Source organism: Actinoplanes sp. CA-051413, assembly GCF_050955795.1.
Lineage (GTDB): Bacteria > Actinomycetota > Actinomycetes > Mycobacteriales > Micromonosporaceae > Actinoplanes.
In genome coordinates this window covers 4054789-4080896 of the sequence record NZ_CP192100.1, presented here as the reverse complement: position 1 = coordinate 4080896, position 26108 = coordinate 4054789, and the positions used below count along the sequence as shown (strand labels likewise).

Genomic DNA, 26108 nt, shown 5'->3' with positions numbered 1-26108 from the left:
CACTGATGGGCACCGGCATGCCGCTGCGCGGCGACCGCATCCACCGCTACGTCAACGCGTTCTGCCCGCACTGCCACGACGAGGACCCGCAGCGCCCGCTGGCCGAGGTCGCCCGGCTCTCCGGGCGGCTCGTGGTACGCGACGAGCAGGTCTGGCTCGAGCGTGGCTGCCCGCGGCACGGCCTCGTGCGCACCCTCTACGACGAGCACCCGGCGATCCTGACCTACCTGGAGCAGTGGACCGCGCCGACCAAGCAGCACGAGCCCGACCTGGCCGGCAACTTCGCCCCGGTGCCGGCCGCCTACCTCGACGGGCTCCCGGAGATGCAGACGCAGCACACCTGCATCCTGCTGACCGACCTCACCGACTCGTGCAACCTGCGCTGCCCCACGTGTTTCGCCGACTCGTCGCCGGCCCTGGACACCGTCGTCCCGCTGGCCGACGTGCTGGCCAATCTCGACGCCCGGCTGGCCCGTGAGCGGCAGCGCATCGACGTGCTCATGCTCTCCGGGGGCGAGCCGACGCTGTACCCGTACCTGGCCGAGCTGCTCGACGCGGTGGCCGCGCGGGACGTCGTGCGGATCCTGCTCAACACCAACGGGTTGCGGATCGCCCGCGACGACGCCCTGCTGGACCTGCTGGCCGCCCATCGCGAACGGGTCGAGGTGTACCTGCAGTACGACGGGGTCAGCGAGCGCGCGCACCGGCAGCACCGCGGCGCCGACCTGCGGCGGGCCAAGGAGCAGGCCATCGACCGGCTGGCCGGGCGCGGCATCTTCACCACGCTGACCATGACCGCCGCGCTGGACGTCAACGACGACGAGATCGGCGCGGTCATCAAGCGGGCGCTCGACACGCCGTACGTGGGCGGGGTGTCGATCCAGCCGCAGTTCGGTTCCGGCCGTTCCGCGGCGATCGACAGCAGCCGCCGGCTCACCCACACCGGGGTGCTGGCCCGGCTCGGCCCGCAGACCGGCGACCTGGTCACCTGGCGGGACCTGACCGCGCTGCCCTGCTCGCACCCCCACTGCTGCTCGGTCGGCTATCTGCTGCGCGACGACACCGGCGAGTGGCGCTCGCTGACCGCCCTGGTCGGCCACGACCGGCTGCTGTCCTTCTTGGAGCTGGCGCCCGAGGCCGTCGCCAACCGGATCGCCGACACCGAGCTGCCCGCGCAGCTGCGCCGGGTGGTCCGCGACTCGCTGCTCGGCCTGCTCTCGGAGCAGTCGTCGCTGTCGCATCCCCGGGTCGGCGACCTGTGGCGCGACATCTGCGCCAACTGCGACCTGGGGATCGGCACGCTGGCCGCGATGGCGTCGTCGAGCCTGCCCGGTGGCCGGGACCGGCTGCGCCGGATGCTGGCCGAACGGGTCAAGCGGATCACCGTCAAGCCGTTCATGGACATGGCCACGATGGTGGAGGAACGGCTGCTGCAGTGCTGCGTGCACGTCGGCACCCGCAAGGACGACCGGGACCAGTGCGCGCCGTTCTGCGCCGTGCAGGCCTGGCCGCAACTGGCCGCCCAGCGCCTTCCCCAAGCAGTGGTGCGGCGGTGACCTCCGCTCCGGCCGACCCGCTGCGACTGTGTGTCTACGCCACCGTGGCCGCGCTGGCCTGGCTGGCCGGGCCGCTGGCGGTGACGGCGTTCGCCGCGCTGGGCCTGGCCGGCTACGTGCGGGCACGGCGGGCGGGGCTGCAACGGTCCAAGTGTGTGCTGCGTGATGTCCGGCTGGTGATGGCGTACCTGGCCGCGCTGACGGCGGCCGGGCTGGCCGGGATCGGCTGGCAGTGCTGGATCTGGTTGACCTGAGCGGGGGCGCCGCCGGCGGGCGACGCCCCCGCGAGAAGGATCAGCAGCGACCGAGGTCCTGCCACTGCTGGGTCCAGCCGGGCTCCGAGCCCTGCGTCCAGTACCGGGCCTTCCACAGGTGCTTGCCCTCACCCGAGGGCGGGCCGCTGGGGTCGCCGTTGCGGCTCTTCTCGTGCTTGACGGTCTGCCCACCCTGATACACCGACGCGAACGTCCACTCCGGTGCGTTCGTGCAGTCCCCTTGAGAAGGCGGCGGGGTCGTCGGTGGAGTGGACGGCGGAGTGGTCGGCGGGGTGCAGCCGCCGGTGGTGTCCACCGTGTCCGCGAACGTGGTGCCGGCCGAGCGGTAGCCTGCCGTCCGCGCGGTCACCTCGGCCGGGGTCAGAGCCTGCTTCGCGAACAGCACCCAGTCCACCTGCTGGATGTACGTGCTGCGCCCGCCGGTGTGCGCCGCCGTGTCGATGAACCACAGGTTCCAGTTGATCGTCATGGTCTGCCGCGGGTAGAACTTGCCCGAGTGGTCGCCGACCAGCACGCCGTCGATGTAGTACTTGACGTGCCCGTCCGCCACCGTCGCGATCAGGTCGTGCCAGCCGTTGAGGCTGGACCGCTGCTCGGAGTGCACGTTGTCGGCGAACCACGGCTCGGCCCGGTACGTGTACCAGGTCGTCTGGTAGTTGATCGGGCCCGTCTCGCCCCACCCGCCGTTGGGCAGGTACTCGGAGATGTCCAGCTCGCTGTACGTCGGGTCCAGGTCGCCGTTGAGCGGGCTGATGGTGAAGAACGTCTCGTTGATGTGGTCGCCGTCGGTGCCGGCCGTGGGGGTGTCGGTGAAGCGGACCCGGCTGGCGTACGTGCCTTCCAGGTAGCGCTTCTGGGTGCTGTAGAGCTCCGCGTGGCTGGTGCCGGCGCCGGTGCCGTCGGTCGAGGCGGTGAGCTGCATGACCTTCTGCCCGCCCTCGCTGGGGAAGGTGATGCTGCTGGGCGACCACGTCGCTCCCGGCACGCCCGGTCCGCCGGCGTAGCTGCGCGGGGTCCAGCCGTGCGCGGACAGCGAGCTGTCACCGGCCGAGCTGTAGGAGAAGTCGTCGAACAGGTAGCCGCAGTCGGCGGCGGAGGCGCCGGCGGCGTGGGTGAAGACGGCCAGGGAGCTCAGCAGCGTCGTCACACCCAGCAGCTTCAGGGATCTGGACATGGGGGTCCTCCGGAATGGGGGGTGAGGGGACCTACTTGACCGCGCCGGCGGTCATTCCGGCGCGGATGTGGCGTTGGAACGCGACGTAGGCGATCAGCACCGGCAGCATGGCGATGGTCAGGCCGGCGAACAGACCGCTCCAGTCACTGCGGTAGCCCTGGCTGACCGACAGGGCGGCCAGACCCTGCGCCAGGACGTACCGGTCCGGGTCGGGGTTGAGGACCAGCGGTAGCAGGTACTGGTTCCAGAGCCCGAGGAAATTGAAGATGCCGACGGCGACCAGGCCCGGCCGGGCCATCGGCAGCATGACGCGGAAGAAAACCGCGCCGTGCGAGCAGCCGTCGATGAACGCCGCCTCGGCCACCTCGCCGGGCAGCGTGCGGAAGAACGAGTGCAGGAAGAAGACCGTGAAAGGCACGGCATACGCCGCATAGACCAGGATCAGACCCGGGTACGTGCCCAGCAGCCCGAGCCGCTGCACGACGAAGAACAGCGGCACCAGGGCCAGGAAGACCGGGAAGAACATGGCCGCGACGAAGGTGTAGTAGATGAGCCGGTTGCCCCGGAACTCGTAGCGGGCCAGGGCGTAGGCGACCAGCGAGCCGAGCAGCATGGTCAGCAGCAGAGCCCCGCCGACCACGATGAGGCTGTTGAGGAAGTAGCGGCCGATGCTGGCCTCGGTCCAGGCCCGCGCCCAGTTGCCCGGCTGCGGGGAAGCCGGCAGCGACCACGGTTCGTTGAGGATCTCGGTGTCGGTCTTGAAGGAGCTGATGACCGCCCAGAGCAGCGGCAGCGCGGTGACCACGGCCCAGGCCAGCATGGCCAGGTGCACCGGGAACACGGCGTAGGACCGCCTCGGCCGGCGCGCGGCAGCCGGCGGTACGGACACAGCGGGCCGTTCGTCCACGAGCGTCATGCCAGCTCCAGCCTCTCCTTGCGACCCGCCCGCAAAGCCAGCACGGCCAGCGTCAGGGTGGCGAAGAACAGCGCGACGCCCATGGCCGAGGCGTAGCCGAACTTGCCGTAGGTGAACGCGTTGCGGTAGAGCGAGAGCCCGATGACCTCGGTGGCGCCGTCCGGACCGCCCGGCCCGACCGTCATCACCTGCACGACCGCGAAGGCGTCCAGCGCGGCGATGCCGAGATACACGAACGCCACCTGGACGGTCTCGCGGACCAGCGGCAACGTCACCTTGCGGAAGGTCGCCCAGGCCCCGGCCCCGTCCAGCAGGGCCGCCTCGAACAGCTCCCGCGGGATGCCGTCGATCGCCGCGCTGAACAGCACCACGTAGAAGCCGACCGAGGACCAGACCAGCACCGCCATCACGGCGATCAGGGCCAGCGACGGCGACGCCAGCCAGCTCTGGGCGAGCCCGCCGAGCCCGATCGCGCGCAGTCCCCCGTTCAGCAGGCCGGTGTTGGGGTTGTAGACGAAACCCCACAGGACCGCGATGACCACGAGCGAGAGCAGCTGCGGGAAGAAGTACACGATCTGGTACGCCCCCGAGCCCGCGATGCCGCGTCGGCCGCCCCGCCCGCCGAGGTGCATCATGCTGGCCAGGAACAGCCCGATGCCGATGGTGACCAGCGGGACGACCACCAGCATCACCGCGTTGTTGCGCACCGCGTCGAGGAACAGCGAGTCCCCGCCGAGGCGGGCGTAGTTGCCCGCCCCGACGAAGTGCGCCTCGCCGGCCACGCCGGTCCAGTCGGTCAGCGACAGGTAGAAGGCCTGCGCGTACGGCGACAGCACGAAGACCACGTGCAGCACCAGCGCGGGCACCAGCGCGCCGGCCAGGAACCGCCACCGACCGTGCCGCATCAGCGGGTGTACTTCTGCACCGAGGAGTCCTTGGCGATCGCGTCCGCCGCCTTCTGCACCCGCTGCGCCCACTCCGCCGCGGTGATGCGCTTGTTCACCAGCTCGCCGGTGGCGTCGTCGAGGGCCTTGGCCAGCGGGGCGTACCAGGTGCGGAAGCGGTAGGTGAAGGTCTCGGCGCCGGCCGCGGTGACCGCGTCGCGGACCGAGCCGAGCCCGCTGCTCAGGCTCAGCCCGTCGGTCGCCCCGGCCACCGCGGGCAGCGTGCCGGCCGTGGACGCGAACGCCTTCGCGGACTGCTTGGAGAACAGGATCCGCAGATACTCCAGCCCGCCGGCCGGGTTCTTCGCCTTGGCCGGCACCAGGAACGACTCGCTGCTGGCGGCCTGCACCGCGGTCGGCTTGAGCTGGTCGCCCGCGGTCCGCGACGGCACCGCGCCCATCACCATGTCGAAGCCCGGCGGGGTGACGTCCTTCTGCTCGCTCTCCAGCCACGAGCCGCACGGGATGAACGCGGCCTTGCCGTTGGACCAGGCCGCCTGGGCCTCGGTGTGGGTCAGCGCCTCGGAGCCGGGCATCAGGTAGCCCTTGCCGGCCAGCTCGGCGAACGCCTCGGCGGCACCGATCAGCCCCGGCGCCTTCCACGCGTTCGGCTCCAGGTTGTCCACGGCCTTGACCAGCGCGAGCCCGCCGGTCTTGGCGGCCATGCTGAGCAGCGGATCGTTGATGTACTCCGGATACTTGCCCTGGTAGGTCCAGGGCGCGATGCCGGCCGCCTTGATGGTCGCGCAGAGGGTCAGCATCTCGTCCCAGGTCTTCGGGTACGCCCAGCCCTTCGCTGCGAACAGCGGCTTGGAATACCAGAGCCCCCACACGGTGTAGGTGAAGTTCAGCGTCATCGGCGTCTTACCGAACGTGCCGTCCTCGACCACGCCGGGCAGCAGGGTGTCGCGCACCGTCACCGCCGGGTCGTCGAAGGACGGCGCGTCGAGCAGCGCGCTCAGGTCGCTGACCTGCTTGGCCGCCACCAGCGTCGCGATGTCGAGCCGGCTCGCGCCGGTGTTGTCGACGACGTCCGGGGGCGTGTTGGCCACGAACCGGGGCTGCAGGGCCTCACCGATCTTCTGCAGGCCCTGGTGGTCGATCTTCGCGCCCGGGTACTTGCGGGTGTAGAGGGTGCCGGCGTGCTTGGCGTACTCGTCGCCGTACCCGCCCTTGAAGATCACCACCTCGAGCGGGGTCTCGGCCTTGACCCCCAAAGGGTTGTCGGCGCTCTTGGCGCCGGTGTTGCCGGCGGCCGGGTCGTTGTCGTCGCTGCCGCCGGTCACGCAGGCGCTGAGCAGCGGGGCCGCGACGCCGGCGGTCAGCGCCGTGCGCAGCAGGGTGCGTCTCGTGGGGTACGGTTCGGAAAGGGGTGGGCGGTTCATCAGCTGGGCCTTCTTCCCTAAGCGGTACGCCGGATGCGCCCGGCGTACCGCGCTTCGAGCTCCTTGTTGTGCTCCCGCCCGCCCGGCACGTTGTCGGAGAGATAGACCGGCGGGGTGATGCCGAGCGCCAGCAGCCGGGCCACGACCTCGGTGACCATCTGCTGGGCCAGCAGGGCGGCGGTGATCGAGGAGACGGCACCCACCGCCCCGGCGATTCCGGCGCCTGCGCTGTAGGACAGCGCGGCGTCGCCGTAGGGGGCGCCGTTGTCGAGCACGACGTCGGCCAGGTCGGCGAGCTTGCGGCCGCTGTCGTGCCGCGAGTCCACCCGGGCCGAGTGCTCCCGCGAGGTGATCGCGATCAACGCGTGCCCGCGCTGCTTGACCAGCTGCGCCATCTCCACCACGGCGCCGTTGACGCCGGAGTTGGAGGCGATGACGAAGGTGTCGTCGGGCTTGATCGGGGCCAGGTCGTAGAGCCGGTGGGCGACGCTGGGCGTGCGCTCCAGCTGCGGATCGGTGAGCACCGCGGCGGGCTCGCCGCCGTACAGGACGATGTCGCGCAGCGCGATCTTGTTGGTCGGCACCAGGCCACCGGCCCGGCCGGCGATCTCCATGGCGAGCGCCTCGGAGTGCCCGCACCCGAAGGCCTGGATCACCCCGCCGGCGCGCAGGGTCGCGGTCAGCAGGTCGGCGGCCCGGGCCACCGCGTCGCGCTGGCTGCTCCCGACCCGGGTGATGGCCTCGGCGATGACCTCGGCGTAGGCGGCGCTTGTGATCGTCACAGCGGCTTGTCCCTCCGTGCTCGCTTGCGGTTGGCGTGGGGCTCGGGCACCCGGTGGGCGTCGACCGCCCGCACGGTCAGCTCGAGGGCCTCGGCGGTGCGCTCGTAGGTGCGCTGGGCCACGGCCACGTAGATGAGGTCGAGGATCAGCAGCTGCGAGTGCAGGGCGGACAGCGCCGCCAGCCGGAAGGTGGTCTCGTGCACCGAGGTCACGAACGCGACGTCGGCGACCTCGGCCAGCGGCGACCGGGCGAACGAGGTCACCGCGACGGTCAGCGCCCCGTGGTCGGCCGCCTCGGCGAGCGTCTCGATGGCCTCGCGGGTGCGGCCGGAGTGCGAGAGGGCAATCGCCACGTCACCGGGGCCGAGCAGCGCGGCGTTGGTCAGGGCGGTGTGCGTGTCGGCGCGGTACCGCACCGGGACGCGGATGCGCTCCAGCCGGAAGGCCATCTCGCTGCCCGCCGTACCGCTGCTGCCCAGCCCGAAGATCTCCACCCGCCCGGCGGTGGCGATCGCCGCCGCGACCCGCTCGATCGCCGCGGTGTCCAGACCGGACGCCGTGGCCTGGATGGCCCGGGTGTCGGCGGCGGTGATCACGTCCAGCACCTTGTCGAGCTGGTCGCCGGGATGGATGTCGCCGCTGATGTCGGTCTCCCAGCGCGCCTGCTCGGCCCGGCCGGTCTCGGTGGCCACGGCGACCCGCAGGTTCGCGTAGCCCTTGAAACCGAGGGCCCGGCTGAACCGGGTGACCGTGGCGGTCGAGGTGCCGGACCGCTCGGCCAGGTCCACGATGCTCGCGTGGGCGGCCGTCTCCGGATCGGCCAGGATGGTCTCGGCGATCTTCGCCAGCGCCTCCGGCATGCTCGGTCCCTCGATGCGCAGCCGCACCAGCAGACCGCCGCTCTCGCCCGTCACCCGATCCTCATTGTGCTGATCCTCGTTTTCATCGTTGTCCTGTGTCGATGAAAATTACGACCACTGTGGCTTCTGGTCAACAAAAACTTTCTATGTTTCGATTCGATGCGTGAAACTGGTGCTGGGAGTCGACGCCGGCGGGACGGCGTCGCGCGCCGTCGTCGCCACCACGCAGGGCGCGGTGCTGGGCCGCGGCTCGGCCGGCCCGGGCAACCCCGCGGCGGCCGGACCCCAGGCCGCCCGGGCCATCGGTACGGCGGTCCGCACAGCCCTGCGCGGCCACGACCCGGCAACGGTGATCGCGGGTGTCGTAGGGGTCGCCGGTTGCAGTGCCCTGGCGGATCGCCGGGTGTCGGAGGCGTTCGACGAGCAGTGGCGGGCAACCGGCCTGACCTGCCCGGTCACCGTCGTCGGGGACGCGGTCACGGCGTTCGCCGCGGGCACCCCGGCACCCTCCGGCGCGGTGCTCATCGCGGGCACCGGCGCGGTGGCGGCGCGCATGGAGAGCCGCCGGGTCACGGGCACGGCGGACGGGCTCGGCTGGCTGCTCGGCGACGAAGGCTCGGGCCTGTGGCTGGGCCTGCACGCCGTCCGGGCGGTGGCCCGCACGTGGCCGGCGTCCGCGCCACACGGGCTCGCCGCCGCCGTGGCGACCCACGCCGCGGTGGTTTCGTGCGATCAGCTCGTGCACTGGGCCGGACGCCAACCACCCTCGGCATTCGCGGCGCTCGCTCCGGTGGTCTGCGCCGCCGCCCGGGCCGGTGATCCCCTCGCCGTACGGCTGACCGCCGAGGCCGGCACCCGGCTCGTCGCCACCCTGGGCGAGCTGGGACCCCTCGACGGCCCGGTCGTGCTGGCCGGCGGCCTGCTCACCGGCGACACCCCCGTACGGGAGGCCGTGCTCGCGGCTCTGCCTGGCCCGGTCGCCACCTCGCACGATCCCGCCGTGGGCGCCGCCTGGCTGGCGCTGCGTGAGGTGTCCGATCTGGACGACCAGGCGGCGGGCCGGCTGCATGGCCGCATGCTGCCAGCCCTCTCACGCACCGGAGCTTCTCGGGTACACAGGGATACGCCCGCGTCGTAGGGTGGCTGTGTCCGCCCGTCTGGGAGGCGTCATTGAACATTTTCGTGCTGTCGCACCGGTGCGGCCACTGTGTCCACCACCAGGTGGTGATGGGCCCGGACGAGTACCAGGCCCTCAAGGCCCGTTGCGTCGGCCAGCCTTGCCCGGTGTGCGGGGACCGGCCGCGCACCGAGGAGGACCTGCAGCTGGTCGCCCCGCGCGAGCACGTCGACGCGGCCGCGGACGGCTCCGGTCCCTGGGGCAACGTGCTGCGGCCGACCGCCGACTTCGCCGGGTTCGGCAGCGACGGCCCGGGGCGGCAGTTCACGCGCGGCGCTTTCGCCAGTTCCCTGCGCGACAAGATGTACGGGCAGGCCACGTCGGCCCGCAAGGCCGAGCACGAGCTGATCAGCCGGGCGTTCACCACGCTGCTCGCCGCGCAGATCGGGATCGACGCGCACCAGCACGGCGAGCACGCCAAGGCGGTGCTGTGGCTGGAGCGGGCCGCGCCGGTGGCCAAGACGCCCAGCGAGGTGGCGGCCGTGCGCCTGCACCTCGGCCTGTCTTTGATCGAGCTGCGTGAGCCGGGGCGGGCGGAGGCAGCGCTGCGCGACGCCACCGAGCAGACCGGCGCCGATCCGGTGTTCCGCTCGGCCGCCGCCCGTCAGCTCGGCAACGTTCGCAAGGAGCTGGGTGACCTGGCCGGTGCCCGCGCGGCCTTCCAGCTCGCCATCGACCTGGGCATCCCCGAGTTCGCCGTCGAGGGTGCGATCAACCTCGGCATGCTGGAGGACGAGGCCGGCCACCAGGCCGAGGCCCGCCGGCTGTGGGAGTTCGCGTACGACAAGGCCACCAACGACCGCAGCCGGGCGTTCGCCGCGCACAACCTGGGCTGGTACTGGGAGCAGGCCGGTGACCTGACCAAGTCGCGCCGCTTCTACCAGCTCGCCGCGAAGTCGTCGGTGCCCGAGGTGGCCACGCGGGCGGCGCAACGACTGCGGGTGCTGCCGGCTTCGTCCCGGCGCTTCTTCGGCCGCCGCTCGTGATCTCGGTGGTCGGGCACCTGGCCGGCGGCAGCGACCGGGATGCCGTGCTCGCTCTGCTGGCCGGCACCGCCGTACGCGGCGAAGTGGTCTCGGGCGCCACCGACGAGCGGAACCTGCCCGAGTTGCGCCGGCTCGGACTGATCATCCATTCCGTCGGGGACCCCGCCGCCGGGCCTGTCCCGCCGCTCGCGCCGCCGTCGCGGTACGCCATGCTCGGCTCGCTCACCCTGCCTGACCTCGACGACACCCCGAAACCCGAGCAGCCCGGGTACGGCGAGACCGTCTTGCTGCGGACAGTGCCGGTTCCACCACCGTCCTGGCGGGACGAGCTGGCCGCGCTCGACGCCGCCGTGCTCGAACGGGTCGCGGACCAGCTCTACGTGACCCGGATCCCCGGTGGGCGCGGGGCTGCGGTGGCGGCGCTGGAGTTCGTGCTGGACGTGCGGCCGTACCGGCTCAGCGACACCGCCGACGCCGGCAACGTGGTGTCCCCCGGCGGGCAACTGCCCGGGGCCCGTCCCGTGCGCTACGAGGTCCTCGCCCACCGCGCGCCGGACCTGTCGGCGATCCGCGCCTGGCTGGCCCGGCAGGGCTGGCCGGAGGACGGCGCCGGACGCCGCAAGGTGCGCTTCCGGTGCCGCTTCGGTGATCCCGCGCTGGTCGAGCTGGCCCGGCGCCAGGACGTGGCGGCCGTCGATCTCTACGTCGCCCCGGAGCTGGCCAACGACCACGCGCAGCGCATCGTCGGCCTGCGCGCGACCGTTCCCGCCCTGGCCGGGCTGACCGGGCGCGGCCAGGTCGTCGGGATCGCGGACACCGGCGTCGACAGCCGGCACCCCGACCTCAAGGGCCGCCTGCTCCAGGTCGTCGCGCGGGGCCGGCCGAACGACGCCAGCGATCCGCACGGCCACGGCACCCACGTGGCCGGCACCCTCGCCGGGGACGGGTCGGCCTCGGGTGGCACGTTCCGCGGCGCGGCGCCCGGCGCGTCGGTCTTCTTCCAGTCCGTCCTGGACGCCGCCGGCCGGCTCTCCGGCCTGCCCGTCGACCTCAACGACCTGCTGGCCGAGGCCTACGCCGCGGGCGCCCGGATCCACAACAACAGCTGGGGCGCCGAAGCGGGCTCGGTCTACCGGATGAGCTCGCTGGAGATTGACGAGTTCGTCAGCGAGCACCCGGACATGCTCGTCGTCGTCGCCGCAGGCAACGCCGGCCGGGCCCTGGCTCCCCGGCACGTGCCGGCCGGCTTCGTCGACCTCTTCTCGGTGACCGCGCCGGCCACCGCCAAGAACGCCCTGACCGTCGGCGCGAGCCGCAGCACCCGGGGCGTGCCGGACCTGACCTGGCGCGAGTGGTCCCCGGCCGGTTTCCCGGACGCCCCGATCGGCGACGAGCGGCTCGGCGGCGACCCGGACTCGCTGGCCGCGTTCAGCAGCCGGGGACCGTGCCAGGAGCACGACCGGATCAAGCCGGACCTGGTGGCGCCGGGGACCTGCGTCGTGTCCACCCGGTCCGCCCTGGCCCCGGACCGCTCCTTCTGGCGGGACTGGGACGACAACTACGCGGTGCTGGGCGGCACCAGCATGGCCGCGCCGCTCGTCGCCGGAGCCGCGGCCCTGGTCCGGGAGTGGTTCACCGGCCACGCCCACGTGCCGAGCGCCGCCCTGCTGAAGGCGTCGCTGCTCAACGGCACCCGCTGGCTCGGCGGGCGGGACGCGGCGGCGCAGCATCCGTACCCGCCCAACTGCCACCAGGGCTTCGGCCTGCTCGACCTGGCCGGCGCCCTGCCCGCGATGTACGTCGACACCTGGGCGGCCGCCTCCCCCGGCCGGCCGCTGGACCGGCTCGGGCAGACCGTCCGGCTGACGCTCCACCGCACCGATCCCGGCCCGCTGCGCGTCTGTCTTGCCTGGACCGATCCGCCCGGGCGCGGCATCCAGCACGCGCTCAGCCTGGTCGTGGTGCACCGGGCGGACGGGCGCCGCTGGTCCGGCAACGAGCAGCGCCGCACCGCCTACGCGACCGCCGACACCGCCAACAACGTGCAGATCGTCCGGCTCGACCGGGCCGGTCCGGGCGACTACTCCATCGAGGTGACCGCCGTGTCGGAGCTGCTGTTCGGGCCGCAGGACTTCGCGCTGGCCGTGACCGGCGGGCCCACCGACGTGCCCGGCGCCGGATGGCAGGGACAGCCGTGAACGCGGCGCGCGCGGCACTGGCCGCCGAGTACCGCGAGCTGCTGCGGGCCCAGGGCCTGGAGCACCTCGTCGGGCGGACCGCCACACCCGAGGAGGAAGCGCTCCTGATCGCCCGGATCACGGAGCAGGCGCAGCGGTCGGCGGCCGACTACGGCGAACGGAATCTGCTGCCGCCCGAGCCGCCCGAGCCGCTCGGCGGCGGACCGCGGGACCGCTACGCCGCCACCTCGGCGCGGATCGAGCGGGCGGTCCGCGAGCTCAGCGGGGAGCTACCCGGCCCGGTGTACGTCGGCGAGTACCCCCACCGGTCGTTCAACGCCGAAGCGCTCGCCGCCCGCCACGGCACGCTGCTGCTGATCAACACCGGCCTGCACTACCTGCTCGTCGAGGTGGCCCTTGCGCTCAACACCAGGGTGCGGGTGGCCGAGCGGCGCCCGGACGGCGGTTATGACGTCCAGCCGACCACAGAGGCCATGGAACGCCGCCGGCGGCAGGCGGACGAGAACCTGGTCGGCTCGCTGGCGGCGTACCTGCTGCACACCGATCCCGGGCGCGGCGGCAAGCAGGAGGTCGACGGCACCACCCGCGGCGCGCTGAGTTACCTCTACGCCGACGCCGCGGAGACCTTCGCCGTGGCCCACGAGTACGGCCACTTCCTCGCCGGCCACCTCAGAAGTACCGGCCGGCGCCCGGGCGGCCCGCTCCCGGCCAGCACAGAGTGGCTGCGCAAGAGCCACGACCAGGAGTTCGAGGCGGACGAGATCGGGATGCTGCTCGCCCTGAAAGCCCTGGACCACGACGAGCAACAGCAGAGCCCGTTGTTGCGCAAGTCGATCGCGGTGACCGGGACGTTCCTGTTCTTCGCGGTCGACCATCTGCTGAACCGCGTGCGTGACGAGGTGCCGGAGCTGGGCGGCGCGGCGATCGTCGCGGACCACCCGCCGTCGGACGCCCGGGCCGCCACCCTGCGCCGGACCCTGACCGACCTGGAGGGGCCGGACATCTTCCAGCTGGTCGACGCCACCATCCCGATCCTGGCCGAACACGAAGGTGAGATCATCGCCAGCCTGCGTCGCCTGCTGCAAGCGGCTAAGTGACCACGACGGCGGCGAAGGACTCGCCGGCTCGCAGGCGGCGGACGAGGTCCAGCACAGCATCGGCACCGCCGTGCGCGGCGACCCAGCGGTCCACCACGCAGGCACTGTCGCGGTAGAAGTCCGTCGAGGGCGCCGCACCGGCGCGGACGGCCGCCAGGGCCCGGGCGTAGTCGATCGGGCAGCGTTCGCCGGGCGGCTTCGCGGTCAGGTAGCGAGGGTCGTCCGAGACCAGCACCGCGATGCCCTCGTGGAACCAGCGCGGCACCTGGTCGTAGCGGGAGCCGAGCCGCCGGTACAGCTCGGCGTGGGTCAGCTCGTGACTGGCGATCACCACGTCGGCGCCGCCCGGGGACAGCGCCAGCGCACGGTCCCGCAGAGCCTGGCCCTTCTCGCCGCCACCGCCGATGTGCTCGTAGCACTCCGCGCTGAGGCAGACCAGGACGCGGGGGTTGCTGCGCATCGCACCGAGGTAGTCGCTGACCCGCTGCCTCGCCGCCGCGATCATGTCCACCACCTGGCGCCGTTGCTCGGGCGTCGCGTCGTCGTCGACGTACACGTCCGGTTCGGCCTGACGCAGCCCGTAGCAGCCGGGGCAGGCGGCCGCGACGGCGATCGGGTAGAGCACCACGAGCGCGGCCACGGCGGCTACCAGGACGGCGGCGAGCGCGGCGACCGTACGTCGCTTTGCCTTTTTCGACATCACTGCCTCCTCAGGCGTCACGGCGGACGAAGACCAGCCAGGCGGCCGCGACGCACCCGGCGGCCCAGGACGACAGGGCGAGCAGGCCGCCGGCCCGGCCCAGGGCGGCCGGGCCGCCGGGCAGGCCCACGAGGCTGAGCGCCGCGTCGTGCGGCAGGTACTTCACCAGGCCCGGGACGACGCCGCGGAGCATCGGCGCCACCAGCAGGGCCGCGGCGGACAGCACGGCGAGCGGAGTCACGACGGTCCTCACGATGACGGCGAAGCCGTAGCCGACCAGCGCGAGCAGCAGGTAAGCGGTCACCAGCGCGGGCAGGCCGGTGCCCGCGGCGGCACGCGGGAACGGCAGCACCACCAGGACGGCCGCGAACACGCTGACCAGCGCGCACACCGCGGACTTGGCGGCGAACAGCCGGGTCCGGCGCGGCACGGCGAGCAGGCTGATCCGGACCTGCCCGCCGCGGAACTCGCTGCCGGCGGCGAAGACCGCGATCGCGACGAAGACGTAGACCGGGGCCAGCAGCGGGGCGCCGAGCCGGGCGACCGGGACCGGGCCGTCCGGACCGGCGACGCGGACGGCATCCGTCGCGGCGAGGACGCCGAGCACACTGTTCGCGGCGAGCGCGGCGGTCAGGGCGATCCAGACCGCCGGCAGGGTACGGATCTTGGCCAGCTCGGCGGCGAGCAGGGCGGTCACCGGGCGTCCCGCCGTACGAGGGTGACCCCGGCGAGCAGCGCGGTCACCAGCGCCCAGCCCACCAGCACCAGCACGGCCTGCGGCGGGCTCGACGTCAGGTCGCCGGTCGCGGGGTTGAGCAGCAGGTTCCGGCCGGCGCTGACCGGGAGAAGCGCGTCCAGGCCGGGTGCGCCGGCCAGCACCTGGGTCATCGTCACGGTGATCAGCGCGAGGCTGACCCCGATTGCTGCCAGGGTGCTGCGGGCGATGACGGCGATCGCGTACGTGCTCAGGCCGAGCAGGACCGCGTACAGGATGAACCTGGCCTGGCCGGCGATCGCGTCGGCGCTGACCGGCAGCCCGGGGTACCGGTCCTTGACGCCCAGGTAGCTGAACATGGTGCTGATCGTGGCGATCAGCACCGCCGCCAGGCTGAGGTATCCGGCCGCAGCCAGGAGCTTCGCCACGAGCAACCGGCCCCGCCGGGGCACGGCGAGCACCGTCAGCCCGAGCTGCCCGCCGCGGAACTCCTGCCCGGCGATCACCGCAGCCAGCGCGGGCAGGAACACGCTCATCTGCAGTGACGACGCACGGATGCCCTCGAGCAGTGCCGCGCGGGCAGGCTCCCGCTGGCCGAGGAAAATCTCGATGGACCCGTCCGGCGTGATCCTGGCGACCGCGTCGGCGGTGAGGCCCACCACCTGCACCTCCACCAGGACCTGGAGGGCGAGGATGGCGCCCAGCACGAGCCAGCCGGTGCGCAGAGTGGTGATCTTGATGAGTTCCGCGCGGACGGCCGCTCTCATGCCGCGGTCCGTTCGCCGGTCAGGGCGAAAAAAGCCGCCTCCAGCGACGGGTGGCCCGCGGTGACCTCGGCGACCGAGCCACGCCCGGCGATCCGGCCCCGGTTGATGACCACCAGGTCGTCGGCGGTCCCGGCCGTCTCCGCCATCAGGTGGCTGGACAGCAGCACGGTACGCCCGGACGCCGCATAGTCCCGCAGCAGCTGCCGCACCCAGCGGATCCCCTCCGGGTCCAGCCCGTTGACCGGCTCGTCGAGCACCAGCACGTCCGGCTCGCCGAGCAGAGCCGCGGCGATGCCGAGCCGCTGTCCCATCCCGAGCGAGTACCGCTTCACCCGCTGCCTGGCCACCTCGGCCAGGCCGACGAGCTCGAGAACCGCACCCACCCGGGCCCGGGGGATGCGGTTCGACCGGGCGATCCAGGTCAGGTGGTCGACGGCTCGGCGCTCCGGCACCGGCCCGGCCCCGTCGAGCAGCGCGCCGACCGTCCGCAATGGATGGTCGAGGTCGCGGTAACGCCGGCCGTGGATCGTCGCGGTGCCGCCGCCGGGCGCGTCCAGGCCCAGCAGGATCCGCAGGGTGCTGGACTTGCCGGCGCCGTTGGGACCGAGAAAACCGGTGACCCGGCCGGGCCGAGCGGTGAAGCTGACGTCGTCCACGGCCGTCCGGCCGCCGTGGCGCTTGCTGAGGTGGGCGATGTCGATCACGGACACCAGCCTGCGACGGACGGACGCCCGCCCGCGTCACCCGGAAGTAGACATCTAACGAGGTTCGTGCAGCAGGCCCGCCTCGTACGCCAGCACCGCGAGGTGGGTGCGGTCGTTCACGTCGAGCTTGGCGAACATCCGGCGCAGGTACGTGCGGACCGTCTCCACGCTCAGCGTCAGCTCGTCGGCGATCTGCTGGTTGGAGTAGCCGCGGGCGACGTACCGGATGACCTCGGTCTCCCGCGCGGACAGCACCTGGCCGGCGAAGGCGTGCCGCCGCTCGGGCCGGCGCGGCGCGAACTGCCGCATCAGCCTGGCGGTGATCTCCGGGGCCAGCATCGCGTGGCCGGCGTGGACGGTGCGTACGGCGTGCAGGACCTCGGGCGGGGAGGCGTTCTTGAGCAGGAAGCCGGAGGCGCCGAGGGTGAGTGCCTCGTAGACATACTCGTCGAGGTCGAAGGTGGTCAGCATGATGACCTTGGTCGTCGTGTCCGGCAGCAGGCGCCGGGCGGCCTCCAGTCCGCTCGCACCGGGCATCTGCACGTCGAGCAGGGCGGCCGCCGGCTTCAGCGCGCCGACGAGCCGGGCCGCGGTCTCCCCGTCCGCCGCCTCGCCGGCGAACCGGAAGCCGGGCGTCCGGTCGAACAGCTTGCGGTAGACGCCGCGGAACCGGTCGTCGTCATCGGCCAGGAACACGCTGATGGTCGCGGTCACCGGCCACCTCCTCGGACGGGCAGGCGCGCATTGACCTCGAAGCCACCGCCGGGGTGGTCGCCCCACGTGACGGTGCCGCCGACGAGCTGGGCCCGTTCGCTCATCCCGGCGAGGCCGAAGCCGGTGTGCTGGCGTCCGGCGGCGCCCGGGCCACGGTCCCGGACCCGGACGACGACCGCCCCGCCCGCCTCGTGGACGTCCACCGTGCAGGGCGCGCCGGCCGCATGCCGCACGACGTTGCTCAGCGACTCCTGCACGATCCGCAGCACGACGGCCCCGACGGCGTCCTCGACCTGCTCGTCGACGGTGATGCGGGCGCGCACGTCGACGCCGGCGGCGCGCGTGGTGTCGACGACCGAGGACAGCCGGGTGACCGGCGGGGGCGCGGAACGCAGTCCCCGGACCAGCACCTGCACCTCTTCGAGCGCCCGCCGCGCGTGCAGCTCGATGCCGGCCAGGGAGTCCCGCAGTTCCTGCTCCCCGGCGTCGGCCAGGCCCCGGGTCACGCCGGCCTCGGCACTGATCACGCCGAGCGCGTGACCGACCACGTCGTGCACGTCGCGGGCGACCTCGAGCTGGACGCGGGCGCGCTCCGTCTCCCGGGTGGCGGCGATGCCCCGGCCGACCATGGTGCCGAGCAGCCAGGCGACGCTGACCGCGGCGACGGCCACGACGGCCCGCTGCCCGAGCCCGGTCATGTTGCTGGACGGGACGCCCGTCACGGCGGCGAGGCTGAGCGCGACGCAGGCCAGCACGAGGACGGGCAGCCTGGTGCGCGAGGCGCGCGCGACGGCCAGCGGGTACAGGCACCAGGCCACGGCCAGCATCGGGTCCTGACAGACGCCCAGGGCATTGCCGGAGACGGTGGCGATCGCCGCGGCCACGGTCGCCGCGCCGGGGAACCGCCGCCGGGAGACCATGGCCAGGCCGGTGATCGCCGCGAGGGCCCAGCCCGCGGTCTGGCGGGCCGGGCTCGCGGTGTCGAGCGTGGGCGGCGCCCAGAACACCAGGACGACGACGGCCGCGGCGAGGACGTCCGGCACCAGCCGCACGCCACCGGAGGGGCCGGCGGAAAGGCTGCGACGCACGTTCGCACCCTACTGGGCCCGGCCCCTCCGGGCGTGGATCAGCGGCGGGCCAGCCGGCGCTCCCCCGCGCCTCCCGGCTGGTACGGCAGGTTGTAGTGGGCGAAGACACCGGGCTCGTCGCCGGCGGCCAGCTCACCGTCGAGGTCGATGGTGGGCGCGTCGCCGACGACCTTCTTGTCGTAGCGCACCCGCACGGCGCTCGGGCTCACGGTGGCCCCGTCGAGCGGCACGAAGGTGAGCCGGTGGCGGCCGATCATGCCGGTCCGCACGGTCGCGAACGCCGGTTGGTCGGTGGCCGTGTCGACGTAGACCGCCTCCAGCTCGCCGATCTTGGAGCCGTCGGGGTCGATGACTTTCTCGCCGCGCCAGTCGCGCAGATTCTCAGCGGGGAACATGTTGCACTGGTTCCCTGCTGGTCAGGCCCGAAACAGCGGGCCCTCAGACGGCGTACGGCGAGCGGAACAACCGGTCCGGGTCGGCGGCGGCGCGGATCCGGCGCAGCCGGGCCAGGTTGGCGCCGTGATACCGCGGCACCTGGGCCGGATCCGGTTCCAGGTAGTTGACGTAGCGGCCGGCGGACCAGCGGGCCATCGCCCGGTGGCCGTCGTCGATCCAGGCGTAGGCGTCGCGGACCGTGGCCGGGTCACCGGTCGCGGGCTGGACCAGCCACTGCAGCATCGTGTGCACGCCACGCCAGGGGAACGCGGTCGCGCCGGGAGCGACCCGGCCCTGGGCGCCGGTCATCCGTTTGAGCTTGGCGATGCCCGGCCGGCGGGCCTTGGACCGGCGTTCCACGCTCGCCAGCAGGGCGGCGACGGCAGCAGGCGGCAGGATGCGCGGGAAGACGTCGCTGCCGACCAGCTCGGTGGCGCGCGGGCCGCAGTCACCGGCGTCGTCGCAGCCGCCGCGGTTGTGCACGACGGTGCGGTGCGGGAGGCGCTCGACGCGTACCGTGGCCGGCTCCCGGCCGATCGCCCGGACGATCGCCGCCACCTCGGTGTCCGCGGCGCCGCCGAGCAGCACGCCGGAGATCCGTACGCTGCGGGCACCACGCGCGTCGGAGGCGAACTGGCAGGAAGACCAGGTCTCGTCGGGCGCCCGGGACAGCCGCGCCTGCCAGCCGGCTGCGACCTCGGCCGCCGCACTCCACGGATAGGTCAGCACGAAAGTGCCGGCCGGGACCGCGGGGTAGGTGCGCATCCGCCAGGTGGTGACGACACCGAGGCTGCCGCCTCCGCCGCCACGCAGCGCCCAGAACAGGTCCGGCTCCCGGCCGGCGTGCACCGTGCGGAGCCGGCCGTCGGCGGTGGCCAGCTCGGCGGCGATCACCGCGTCGCAGGTCATCCCGTACGCGGAAGCCGCCATCCCGATGCCGCCGCCCAGCGTGATCCCGCCGATGCCGACGGTCCCGCACGAACCCGAGGGGATCGAGACGCCGTGGGCGTCGAGCCGGTCGTAGACGTCGATGAGCCGGGCGCCGCCGCCGATCGTCGCGGTGCGGCTGCCCGCGTCGTAGCCGATCGCGCGGATGCCGCGCAGGTCGAGGACCACGCCGGTCCGGCTGGTCGAGGCGCCCACATAGGAGTGGCCACCGCCGCGGGGCACCACCGGTACGCCGAAGCGCCGCGCGAAGCGGATCACCTCGGTCACGTCCGCCGGGGCGGCGCACCGGGCGACCGCAGGCGGCCGGACCGCATCGAAGCGGGGGTCGACCAGGCGGTGGGCGTCAGCGAAGGTGGCCGCGCCGGGCAGTTCCACCGTTCCCTTCAGGCCGGCGGCCAGCGCCTTCCAGTCACCGACCGTCGGGCCGCCTGCCGTCGCGCCGCCTGCCGTCGCGCCGCCAGCCGTTGGGCCGCCAGCCGTCGCGCCGCCAGCTGTTGGGCCGCCAGCTGTTGGGCCGCCAGCTGTTGGGCCGCCAGCTGTTGGGCCGCCAGCTGTTGGGCCGCCAGCTGTTGGGCCGCCAGCGGCGAACGCCGAGCCGGCTCCGGCACCGGTGGCTGGGATCGCGACGGCGGCGCGCAGCAGCGTGCGACGAGACAATAACATGCCGACAATGGTCGCATATCGGGCGCGGCACCCCGATGCTCAGCGCTCCGGTGCTCAGCGCGCCGTCCGGCCGACCGCGTAACGGAACGCGTTGACGAGGGTGTAACCGCCGTCCGGGGTGCGGAAGGGCCGGGCGGCGGCGATCACGGCCGGCGCCGTGGCGGCCATGGTGGCCGGATCCTCACCCAGCAGGACGCCCCGGACGAGCGTGTCGTCGTCGCCCGCCCGCCACGGAAGCTCGACGATCCCGGCCGCGACCAGGGTGAGACCGCCGTCGTGCAGCAGTTCCTCGAGGCCGCCCGGCAGCCGTAGCTCCCCGTCCGGCAGCGGTTCCTCGTCGGCGGCCCGGGCCACGGCGTCCTCGATGACGGTCAGGTCGTTGCGGTCCCCCTCGGCCCAGTTGGCGACCGCGACGTGTCCGGCGGGGACGGTGACCCGGATCAGCTCGTCCAGCGCGGCGAGGGTGTCCTCGGCGAACTGCAAGGCGTTGACCGAGATCGCCAGGTCGAAGCCGGCGTCGGGCCACGGCAGGTGGTCGGCGGTGCCGACCCGGAGGTCGGCGCCGGGCACGCGGGTGCGGGCGTACGCCACCATGCCGGGCGCCGGATCGATGCCGGCGGCCGAGATCCCGCGGCGGGCGAGGTGGGCGAGCAGGTCGCCGGCACCGCAGCCCACGTCGAGGACGCGGGCACCACTCCCCACCGCGGCGGCGGTGAGCACCGCGTCCCAGGCCGGCTCGGCGAATGCGCCCCACAGCTGCGACCAGCTTTCGGCGACGGCCGACCAGCGGTCGGGATCGGCACCGTTCATCTTGTTCTCCCGGGGTTGCCGGGCCCATCTGCTTCTCGGCCCGGCGCATCAGGATATCGACCGCGGATTCCGGGGAAAAGCACTGGCCACTCCCGTTGAGCACGTCCATTCCCGGGCCACCGCCGCACAATCCGGAATAGCACCGCCGCACCGCACACCGCATCGGCCGATGAGCCGGTGCACCCCCCACCGCAGCCGGTACACCTCAAGCCCTCTCCGGAAGTTGCGAAGAGCCTCTCCCCCTTCGGACGATCGAGTACCTGTCCGAACGACCGACCCATCGTCCGGATCGATGCGAAGCCGCGGAAGATCATCCCTTCGGAAGTTTCGGTGCCCGCCGGCCGGGATCCTTTCCCCTTAAATGGGTCGAGTTCGGACACATGGCCGGTTCCGGCGGCCCATTCTGTGTCGTTTCCAGCGATTACCACGACCCCGCCGGTCAGCGCCCGCCCAGCCCGGAAATCCTCGTATCACCGCCGTGTTGCCGGATTGTTATCCCGTGTTTCAAGATCGCCCGCCGACACCCTTGTGCAACCGGTCGTTATGGGAAAACGTTGCCGGGCACAACAAACTCGCTCCTGATCTTGAACACCTCCGGGATTGACTCTCCCGTGCAGTGGGACCATCGAAGCCGATCGAAGGCCCGGAACACCCGAAAGGACACAAGGTATGCGTAAAGGACTATTCGCCCTGACCGCGGCAAGCCTGCTGGCCGCCGGCAGCATGGCCGCGTGTGGTGACGACAGCAGCGGCGACTCCGGCAGCACCGGCGGTTCGTCCACCGGCAAGGTCGGCGTCATCCTGCCCGACACCAAGAGCTCGGCGCGGTGGGCCACTGCCGACCTGACGTACCTGAAGGCGGCGTTCGACGCGGCCGGGGTCCAGGCCGACATCCAGAACGCCCAGGGTGACAAGACCCAGTTCCAGACGATCGCCGACGGCATGATCTCCAGCGGCGTCAAGGTCCTGATGATCGTCAACCTGGACTCCGGCACCGGCAAGGCCGTGCTGGACAAGGCCAAGAACGCCGGCATCGCGACCATCGACTACGACCGCCTGACCCTGAACGGCGGCGCGAACTACTACGTGTCGTTCGACAACGTCAAGGTCGGCGAGCTGCAGGGTCAGGGCCTGGTGGACTGCCTGGCCGAGAAGAAGGCCACCAAGCCGGTCGTCGCGGAGCTCAACGGCTCCCCGACCGACAACAACGCCACCCTGTTCAAGCAGGGCTACGACTCGGTCCTCAAGCTCAAGTACGACTCGGGTGACTACGTCAAGGGCCCGGACCAGGCCGTACCGGACTGGGACAACGCGCAGGCCGGCACCATCTTCGAGCAGATGCTCACCTCGAACAAGAACATCAAGGGTGTGCTCGCCGCCAACGACGGCCTCGGCAACGCCGCCATCGCGGTGCTGAAGAAGAACAAGCTCAACGGCCAGGTCCCGGTCACCGGTCAGGACGCGACCGTGCAGGGCCTGCAGAACATCCTCACCGGCGACCAGTGCATGACCGTCTACAAGGCGATCAAGAAGGAGGCCAACGCGGCCTCCGAGCTGGCCATCGCGCTGGCCAAGGGTCAGAAGCCGACCACGGCCACCGGCGTCACCAAGGACGTGGAGTCCGGCAAGGACGTCCCCTCGGTGCTGCTGGACCCGCAGTCGATCACGAAGGCGAACGTCAAGGACGTCATCGCCGACGGCTTCGTCACCAAGGAGCAGCTGTGCACCCCCGACTTCGCCAAGGCCTGCACCGACGCGGGCATCAGCTGACCTGAGCTGATCGCGGGTCGTCCCGTTCGACTCGGCGCCGCTCCCGCCTTCACGGGCGTGGGCGGCGCCGCGCCGGGTCACCCCATCCCACCGCCAGTGGCGCTGCCACGACGACGAACCCGGTCACCAAGCGAAGGAGAACCACCGTGGCCGCGACACCCCTTCTGGAACTCAACGGGATCGACAAGAGCTTCGGTCCCGTCCAGGTCCTGCACGACGTCGGACTGAGCGTCTACCCCGGCGAGGTGACCGCGCTCGTCGGCGACAACGGTGCCGGAAAGTCCACCCTGGTCAAATGCGTCAGCGGGATCTACACCATCGACGCCGGCACCGTCACCTTCGACGGCAACCAGGTCGCCATCCACACCCCCCGCGACGCCTCCGCCCTCGGCATCGAAGTCGTCTACCAGGACCTCGCCCTCTGCGACAACCTCGACATCGTCCAGAACATGTTCCTCGGCCGCGAAAAAGTCCGCGGACTCGTCCTCGACGAACCCACCATGGAACAAATGGCCGGCGACACCCTCGCCAGCCTCTCCGTCCGCACCGTCAAAAGCCTGCGCCAACTCGTCGCCAGCCTCTCCGGCGGCCAACGCCAGACCGTCGCCATCGCCAAAGCCGTCCTCTGGAACAGCCGCGTGGTCATCCTCGACGAACCCACCGCCGCCCTCGGCGTCGCCCAAACAGCACAAGTCCTCGAACTCGTCCGCCGCCTCGCCGACAACGGCCTCGGCGTCGTCCTCATCTCCCACAACATGAACGACGTCTTCGCCGTCTCCGACCGCGTCGCCGCCCTCTACCTCGGCCGCACCGCCGCCCAGGTCAAAACCACCGACGTCACCCACTCCCAGATCGTCGAACTCATCACCTCCGGACGCAGCGGCAACCTCGGCCTGCCCCCGGAGAAGCCCGGCGACTTCGCCAGCGACGCCATCGACATCACGCCCGGAGGGGACCAGTGACCACCACCACGACCACGGCCGGCGGCGTCCAGGTGGTCAAGCCGACCCTCGCCGGCCACATCCACGACTACTGGGGCCGGGTCCGCGGCGGCGACCTGGGCAGCCTGCCCGCCGTCCTCGGGCTGGTCGTCCTGTCGCTGATCTTCGGCGTCGCGCGGGAGACCTTCTTCAGCCCGCTGAACTTCGCCAACCTGTTCACCCAGGGCGCCCAGGTCGTCTTCATCGCCATGGGCCTGATCTTCGTGCTGCTGCTCGGCGAGATCGACCTGTCCGCGGGCTTCGCCAGCGGCGTGTGCGGCGCGGTCATGGCCATCCTGCTGACCAACCACGGCGTCGCCTGGTACCTCGCCATCCCGGCCGCGCTGCTCACCGGCGTGGTCATCGGCCTGGCGCTGGGCCTGCTGATCGCCAAGGTCGGCATCCCGTCCTTCGTCGTCACGCTGGCCGCGTTCCTCGGCTTCCAGGGCCTGCTGCTGGTGCTGCTGGGTGGCGGCATCAACATCTCGATCCGCGACCAGTTCGTCATCTCGCTCAACAACGACAACATCCCGGTGCTGTGGAGCTGGATTCTGGCCATCGGCGTGGTCGCGGGCTACGCGCTGGTGCAGTTCAGCCGGATCCGCAGCCGCGCCGCCCGCGGCCTGGTCACCGACCCGATCGGCATCGTGCTGCTGCGCATCGGCGGCCTGGCGGTGCTGGTGCTGACCACCACGGCGGTGCTGTCGCAGGAGCGGGCCGTCAACCCGGCGATCAACTCGCTCAAGGGCGTACCGATCGTGGTCCCGATCATCGGGGCCTTCCTGATCTTCTGGACCTTCGTGCTCGGCCGCACCACCTACGGCCGGCACGTCTACGCCGTCGGCGGCAACACCGAGGCGGCCCGCCGGGCCGGCATCCCGGTCGACCGGATCCGCATCTCGGTCTTCGCGATCGCGTCCACCATGGCGGCGATCGGCGGCATCATGGCGGTCAGCCGGGCCAGCTCGGTCGACCCCAACACCGGTGGCAGCAACATCCTGCTCTACTCGGTGGGCGCGGCCGTCATCGGCGGCACCAGCCTCTTCGGCGGCAAGGGAAAGATCATCAACGCGGTCATCGGTGGTGCGGTGATCGCCGTGATCGACAACGGGATGGGCCTGATGGGCTTCTCGTCCGGCCAGAAGTACATCTTCACCGGCCTCATCCTGCTGGTCGCGGCCAGCGTCGACGCCCTGGCCCGACGCAGGGCGGCAGCTACCGGAACCCGGTGAGCGAAACTTCGGGCACGGGGACGGCGCGCTGATGCGGGCCGGCCCCAGCCCGGAGGAGGTACGCCGGCACAACCTCGGGTCCCTGCTGCGCTACGTCCACCTGCACGGCGCGACGTCGCGGGCCGAGCTCACCAACCGGCTCGGCCTCAACCGCAGCACCATCGGCGCCCTGACCGCCGAGCTGACCACGGCGGGACTGGTCAGCGAGGCGGTGCCGCGCGAGACCGGCCGCGCCGGACGACCGTCGCTCGTGGTGCGGCCCGAGTCGGCGCGGATCCACGCGTACGCGCTGAGCATCGAGGTCGACCGGCTCCGCGCGGCCCGGGTCGGTCTGGGCGGCCGCGTCCTGGACCGCCGCGAGTGCGAACGCCCGCCCGGCATGCCGGTCCTCGACGCGGTCAAGCCGCTCGCCGCGTTCGTGCACGAGATGCGCCACGAGGTGGCCGACGGCGCGCGGCACGTCGGCACCGGCGTCGCGGTCGCGGGCCGGATCCGGCGCGCGGACGGCACAGTCCGCCTCTCCCCCACCGTCGACTGGGTCGACCCGGTCCGGGCCGCGCTCGGCGACGAACTGGGCGACGAGCGCCGGCTCACCGTCGGCAACCACGCCGACGTCTCGGCCCTGGTCGAGCACAGCCGCGGCGCCGCCGTCGGCTGCGACAACGTCATCTACCTGCACGGCGACGCCGGGGTCGCCGCCGGCATCATCGCCGGCGGCGCCCGGGTCACCGGGTACGGCGGCCACGGCGGCGACGTCGGCCACATGGTGGTCAACCCGTACGGCCGCGCGTGCGGTTGCGGGTCCCGGGGCTGCTGGGAGACCGAGATCGGCGAGCAGGCGCTGCTCCGGCGGGCCGGCCGCGAGGGTGAGACCGGCCGCGCGGCGGTGCTGAGCGTGGTCCGGGCGGCGATGCACGGCGACAGCCGGGCCCAGTTCGCGGTGCGCGAGGTGGGCGACTGGATCGGCTTCGGCGTGGGCAACCTGGCCAACATCTTCAACCCGGAAGCGGTGATCTTCGGCGGCACCCTGCGCGACGTCTACCTGGGCGCCGCGGCGCAGATCCGCAGCCGCCTGAACGAGGTGGCCCTGCCGGCGTGCCGTGAACACATCCGGTTGCGCACCCCGGGGCTGGGCAACGACGCGGCCCTGATCGGCGCGGCCGAGCTCGCCTTCCAGCACCTGCTGGACGACCCGCTGCTGAGCTGACCGCGCGTTCGGCCGAGAGACACGC

The 26108-nt window shown here is 72.4% G+C and carries 25 protein-coding genes; 10 read left to right on the top strand and 15 right to left on the bottom strand.

Annotated elements, in window-relative coordinates; all coding sequences use genetic code 11:
• Positions 1-5: 5 nt before the first annotated feature.
• Together ACQP2Y_RS19060 and ACQP2Y_RS19055 are read left to right on the top strand one after the other, a co-directional pair.
• A complete protein-coding gene (locus tag ACQP2Y_RS19060; protein ID WP_433730059.1) occupies positions 6-1556 on the top strand; it encodes a radical SAM protein in 1551 nt (516 codons plus the stop codon).
• The gene (locus ACQP2Y_RS19055) at positions 1553-1810 is read left to right on the top strand and encodes a hypothetical protein (protein WP_433730057.1); all 258 of its coding nucleotides are present in this window, start codon (positions 1553-1555) and stop codon (positions 1808-1810) included. The genes ACQP2Y_RS19060 and ACQP2Y_RS19055 overlap by 4 nt, the downstream gene beginning before the upstream one ends.
• 40 nt (positions 1811-1850) lie before the next feature.
• On the opposite strand, the gene ACQP2Y_RS19050 is transcribed toward ACQP2Y_RS19055, so the two are convergent.
• From ACQP2Y_RS19050 to ACQP2Y_RS19025, 6 genes are read right to left on the bottom strand one after another with little or no spacing between them, the layout of a single operon-like run.
• Positions 1851-3005 (bottom strand): glycosyl hydrolase, encoded by a 1155-nt coding sequence (locus tag ACQP2Y_RS19050; RefSeq protein ID WP_433730055.1) that lies wholly within the window; start codon positions 3003-3005, stop codon positions 1851-1853.
• A gap of 31 nt (positions 3006-3036) precedes the next feature.
• Positions 3037-3921 carry a carbohydrate ABC transporter permease gene (locus tag ACQP2Y_RS19045; RefSeq protein WP_433730053.1) on the bottom strand — a complete coding sequence of 295 codons (885 nt, stop codon included), beginning with the start codon at positions 3919-3921 and terminating at the stop codon, positions 3037-3039.
• Positions 3918-4826, bottom strand: a complete 909-nt coding sequence (locus ACQP2Y_RS19040; protein WP_360553721.1) for a carbohydrate ABC transporter permease — start codon at positions 4824-4826, stop codon at positions 3918-3920. The genes ACQP2Y_RS19045 and ACQP2Y_RS19040 overlap by 4 nt, the downstream gene beginning before the upstream one ends.
• Entirely contained in the window at positions 4826-6250 is a 1425-nt protein-coding gene (gene ngcE, locus ACQP2Y_RS19035) for an N-acetylglucosamine/diacetylchitobiose ABC transporter substrate-binding protein (RefSeq protein ID WP_433730050.1), read from the bottom strand. The genes ACQP2Y_RS19040 and ngcE overlap by 1 nt, the downstream gene beginning before the upstream one ends.
• A 17-nt stretch (positions 6251-6267) precedes the next feature.
• Entirely contained in the window at positions 6268-7032 is a 765-nt protein-coding gene (locus ACQP2Y_RS19030; protein ID WP_433730048.1) for a sugar isomerase domain-containing protein, read from the bottom strand.
• On the bottom strand, positions 7029-7946 hold the full coding sequence (locus ACQP2Y_RS19025; protein WP_433730046.1) for a MurR/RpiR family transcriptional regulator: 918 nt from the start codon (positions 7944-7946) through the stop codon (positions 7029-7031). The genes ACQP2Y_RS19030 and ACQP2Y_RS19025 overlap by 4 nt, the downstream gene beginning before the upstream one ends.
• Before the next feature lie 109 nt (positions 7947-8055).
• On the opposite strand from ACQP2Y_RS19025, the gene ACQP2Y_RS19020 reads away from it, so the two are divergent.
• From ACQP2Y_RS19020 to ACQP2Y_RS19005, 4 genes are read left to right on the top strand one after another with little or no spacing between them, the layout of a single operon-like run.
• Complete coding sequence (locus ACQP2Y_RS19020) at positions 8056-9030, top strand: N-acetylglucosamine kinase (protein ID WP_433730044.1); 975 nt, start codon at positions 8056-8058, stop codon at positions 9028-9030.
• Between the two features lie 32 nt (positions 9031-9062).
• A complete protein-coding gene (locus ACQP2Y_RS19015) occupies positions 9063-10055 on the top strand; it encodes a hypothetical protein (RefSeq protein ID WP_433730042.1) in 993 nt (330 codons plus the stop codon).
• Complete coding sequence (locus ACQP2Y_RS19010) at positions 10052-12253, top strand: S8 family serine peptidase (RefSeq protein WP_433730040.1); 2202 nt, start codon at positions 10052-10054, stop codon at positions 12251-12253. Before ACQP2Y_RS19015 ends, ACQP2Y_RS19010 begins: the two co-directional genes overlap by 4 nt.
• The gene (locus ACQP2Y_RS19005; protein ID WP_433730038.1) at positions 12250-13350 is read left to right on the top strand and encodes a hypothetical protein; all 1101 of its coding nucleotides are present in this window, start codon (positions 12250-12252) and stop codon (positions 13348-13350) included. Before ACQP2Y_RS19010 ends, ACQP2Y_RS19005 begins: the two co-directional genes overlap by 4 nt.
• Here the strand turns inward: ACQP2Y_RS19005 and ACQP2Y_RS19000 are convergent.
• The 9 genes from ACQP2Y_RS19000 to ACQP2Y_RS18960 form a co-directional block, all read right to left on the bottom strand.
• Positions 13343-14050 carry a hypothetical protein gene (locus tag ACQP2Y_RS19000; protein ID WP_433730036.1) on the bottom strand — a complete coding sequence of 236 codons (708 nt, stop codon included), beginning with the start codon at positions 14048-14050 and terminating at the stop codon, positions 13343-13345. The genes ACQP2Y_RS19005 and ACQP2Y_RS19000 overlap by 8 nt on opposite strands.
• 10 nt (positions 14051-14060) lie before the next feature.
• The gene (locus ACQP2Y_RS18995; protein WP_433730034.1) at positions 14061-14747 is read right to left on the bottom strand and encodes a hypothetical protein; all 687 of its coding nucleotides are present in this window, start codon (positions 14745-14747) and stop codon (positions 14061-14063) included.
• Positions 14744-15532, bottom strand: coding sequence for a hypothetical protein (locus tag ACQP2Y_RS18990; RefSeq protein ID WP_433730032.1), 789 nt, complete (start codon positions 15530-15532; stop codon positions 14744-14746). The genes ACQP2Y_RS18995 and ACQP2Y_RS18990 overlap by 4 nt, the downstream gene beginning before the upstream one ends.
• The gene (locus ACQP2Y_RS18985; protein ID WP_433730030.1) at positions 15529-16236 is read right to left on the bottom strand and encodes an ABC transporter ATP-binding protein; all 708 of its coding nucleotides are present in this window, start codon (positions 16234-16236) and stop codon (positions 15529-15531) included. Before ACQP2Y_RS18985 ends, ACQP2Y_RS18990 begins: the two co-directional genes overlap by 4 nt.
• A 54-nt stretch (positions 16237-16290) precedes the next feature.
• Positions 16291-16950, bottom strand: coding sequence for a response regulator (locus ACQP2Y_RS18980; protein WP_433730028.1), 660 nt, complete (start codon positions 16948-16950; stop codon positions 16291-16293).
• Entirely contained in the window at positions 16947-18038 is a 1092-nt protein-coding gene (locus ACQP2Y_RS18975; protein ID WP_433730026.1) for a sensor histidine kinase, read from the bottom strand. Before ACQP2Y_RS18975 ends, ACQP2Y_RS18980 begins: the two co-directional genes overlap by 4 nt.
• Before the next feature lie 38 nt (positions 18039-18076).
• Positions 18077-18433, bottom strand: a complete 357-nt coding sequence (locus ACQP2Y_RS18970; RefSeq protein WP_433730024.1) for a PRC-barrel domain-containing protein — start codon at positions 18431-18433, stop codon at positions 18077-18079.
• 43 nt (positions 18434-18476) lie between these two features.
• Positions 18477-19796, bottom strand: a complete 1320-nt coding sequence (locus tag ACQP2Y_RS18965; RefSeq protein ID WP_433730022.1) for an FAD-binding oxidoreductase — start codon at positions 19794-19796, stop codon at positions 18477-18479.
• A 342-nt stretch (positions 19797-20138) separates the two neighbouring features.
• Positions 20139-20894, bottom strand: a complete 756-nt coding sequence (locus ACQP2Y_RS18960; protein ID WP_433730020.1) for a class I SAM-dependent methyltransferase — start codon at positions 20892-20894, stop codon at positions 20139-20141.
• Positions 20895-21563: 669 nt separating this feature from the next.
• On the opposite strand from ACQP2Y_RS18960, the gene ACQP2Y_RS18955 reads away from it, so the two are divergent.
• The 4 genes from ACQP2Y_RS18955 to ACQP2Y_RS18940 all read left to right on the top strand — a co-directional run bounded on the left by ACQP2Y_RS18955 (position 21564) and on the right by ACQP2Y_RS18940 (position 26083).
• Positions 21564-22664 carry a sugar ABC transporter substrate-binding protein gene (locus tag ACQP2Y_RS18955; RefSeq protein ID WP_433730018.1) on the top strand — a complete coding sequence of 367 codons (1101 nt, stop codon included), beginning with the start codon at positions 21564-21566 and terminating at the stop codon, positions 22662-22664.
• Between the two features lie 146 nt (positions 22665-22810).
• The gene (locus ACQP2Y_RS18950; RefSeq protein ID WP_433730016.1) at positions 22811-23626 is read left to right on the top strand and encodes an ATP-binding cassette domain-containing protein; all 816 of its coding nucleotides are present in this window, start codon (positions 22811-22813) and stop codon (positions 23624-23626) included.
• Entirely contained in the window at positions 23623-24876 is a 1254-nt protein-coding gene (locus ACQP2Y_RS18945; RefSeq protein ID WP_360834801.1) for a sugar ABC transporter permease, read from the top strand. The genes ACQP2Y_RS18950 and ACQP2Y_RS18945 overlap by 4 nt, the downstream gene beginning before the upstream one ends.
• A 31-nt stretch (positions 24877-24907) precedes the next feature.
• On the top strand, positions 24908-26083 hold the full coding sequence (locus ACQP2Y_RS18940) for an ROK family transcriptional regulator (protein WP_433730013.1): 1176 nt from the start codon (positions 24908-24910) through the stop codon (positions 26081-26083).
• The last annotated feature ends 25 nt before the right edge of the window (positions 26084-26108 follow it).

Coding starts and splice junctions, on each gene's coding strand:
- ACQP2Y_RS18970 (WP_433730024.1), bottom strand. CDS start 18,433: ATGTTCCCCGCTGAGAATCTGCGCGACTGGCGCGGCGAGAAAGTCATC.
- ACQP2Y_RS18955 (WP_433730018.1), top strand. CDS start 21,564: ATGCGTAAAGGACTATTCGCCCTGACCGCGGCAAGCCTGCTGGCCGCC.
- ACQP2Y_RS18960 (WP_433730020.1), bottom strand. CDS start 20,894: ATGAACGGTGCCGATCCCGACCGCTGGTCGGCCGTCGCCGAAAGCTGG.
- ngcE (WP_433730050.1), bottom strand. CDS start 6,250: ATGAACCGCCCACCCCTTTCCGAACCGTACCCCACGAGACGCACCCTG.
- ACQP2Y_RS19000 (WP_433730036.1), bottom strand. CDS start 14,050: ATGTCGAAAAAGGCAAAGCGACGTACGGTCGCCGCGCTCGCCGCCGTC.
- ACQP2Y_RS19040 (WP_360553721.1), bottom strand. CDS start 4,826: ATGCGGCACGGTCGGTGGCGGTTCCTGGCCGGCGCGCTGGTGCCCGCG.
- ACQP2Y_RS19060 (WP_433730059.1), top strand. CDS start 6: ATGGGCACCGGCATGCCGCTGCGCGGCGACCGCATCCACCGCTACGTC.
- ACQP2Y_RS18990 (WP_433730032.1), bottom strand. CDS start 15,532: ATGAGAGCGGCCGTCCGCGCGGAACTCATCAAGATCACCACTCTGCGC.
- ACQP2Y_RS19045 (WP_433730053.1), bottom strand. CDS start 3,921: ATGACGCTCGTGGACGAACGGCCCGCTGTGTCCGTACCGCCGGCTGCC.
- ACQP2Y_RS18940 (WP_433730013.1), top strand. CDS start 24,908: ATGCGGGCCGGCCCCAGCCCGGAGGAGGTACGCCGGCACAACCTCGGG.
- ACQP2Y_RS19050 (WP_433730055.1), bottom strand. CDS start 3,005: ATGTCCAGATCCCTGAAGCTGCTGGGTGTGACGACGCTGCTGAGCTCC.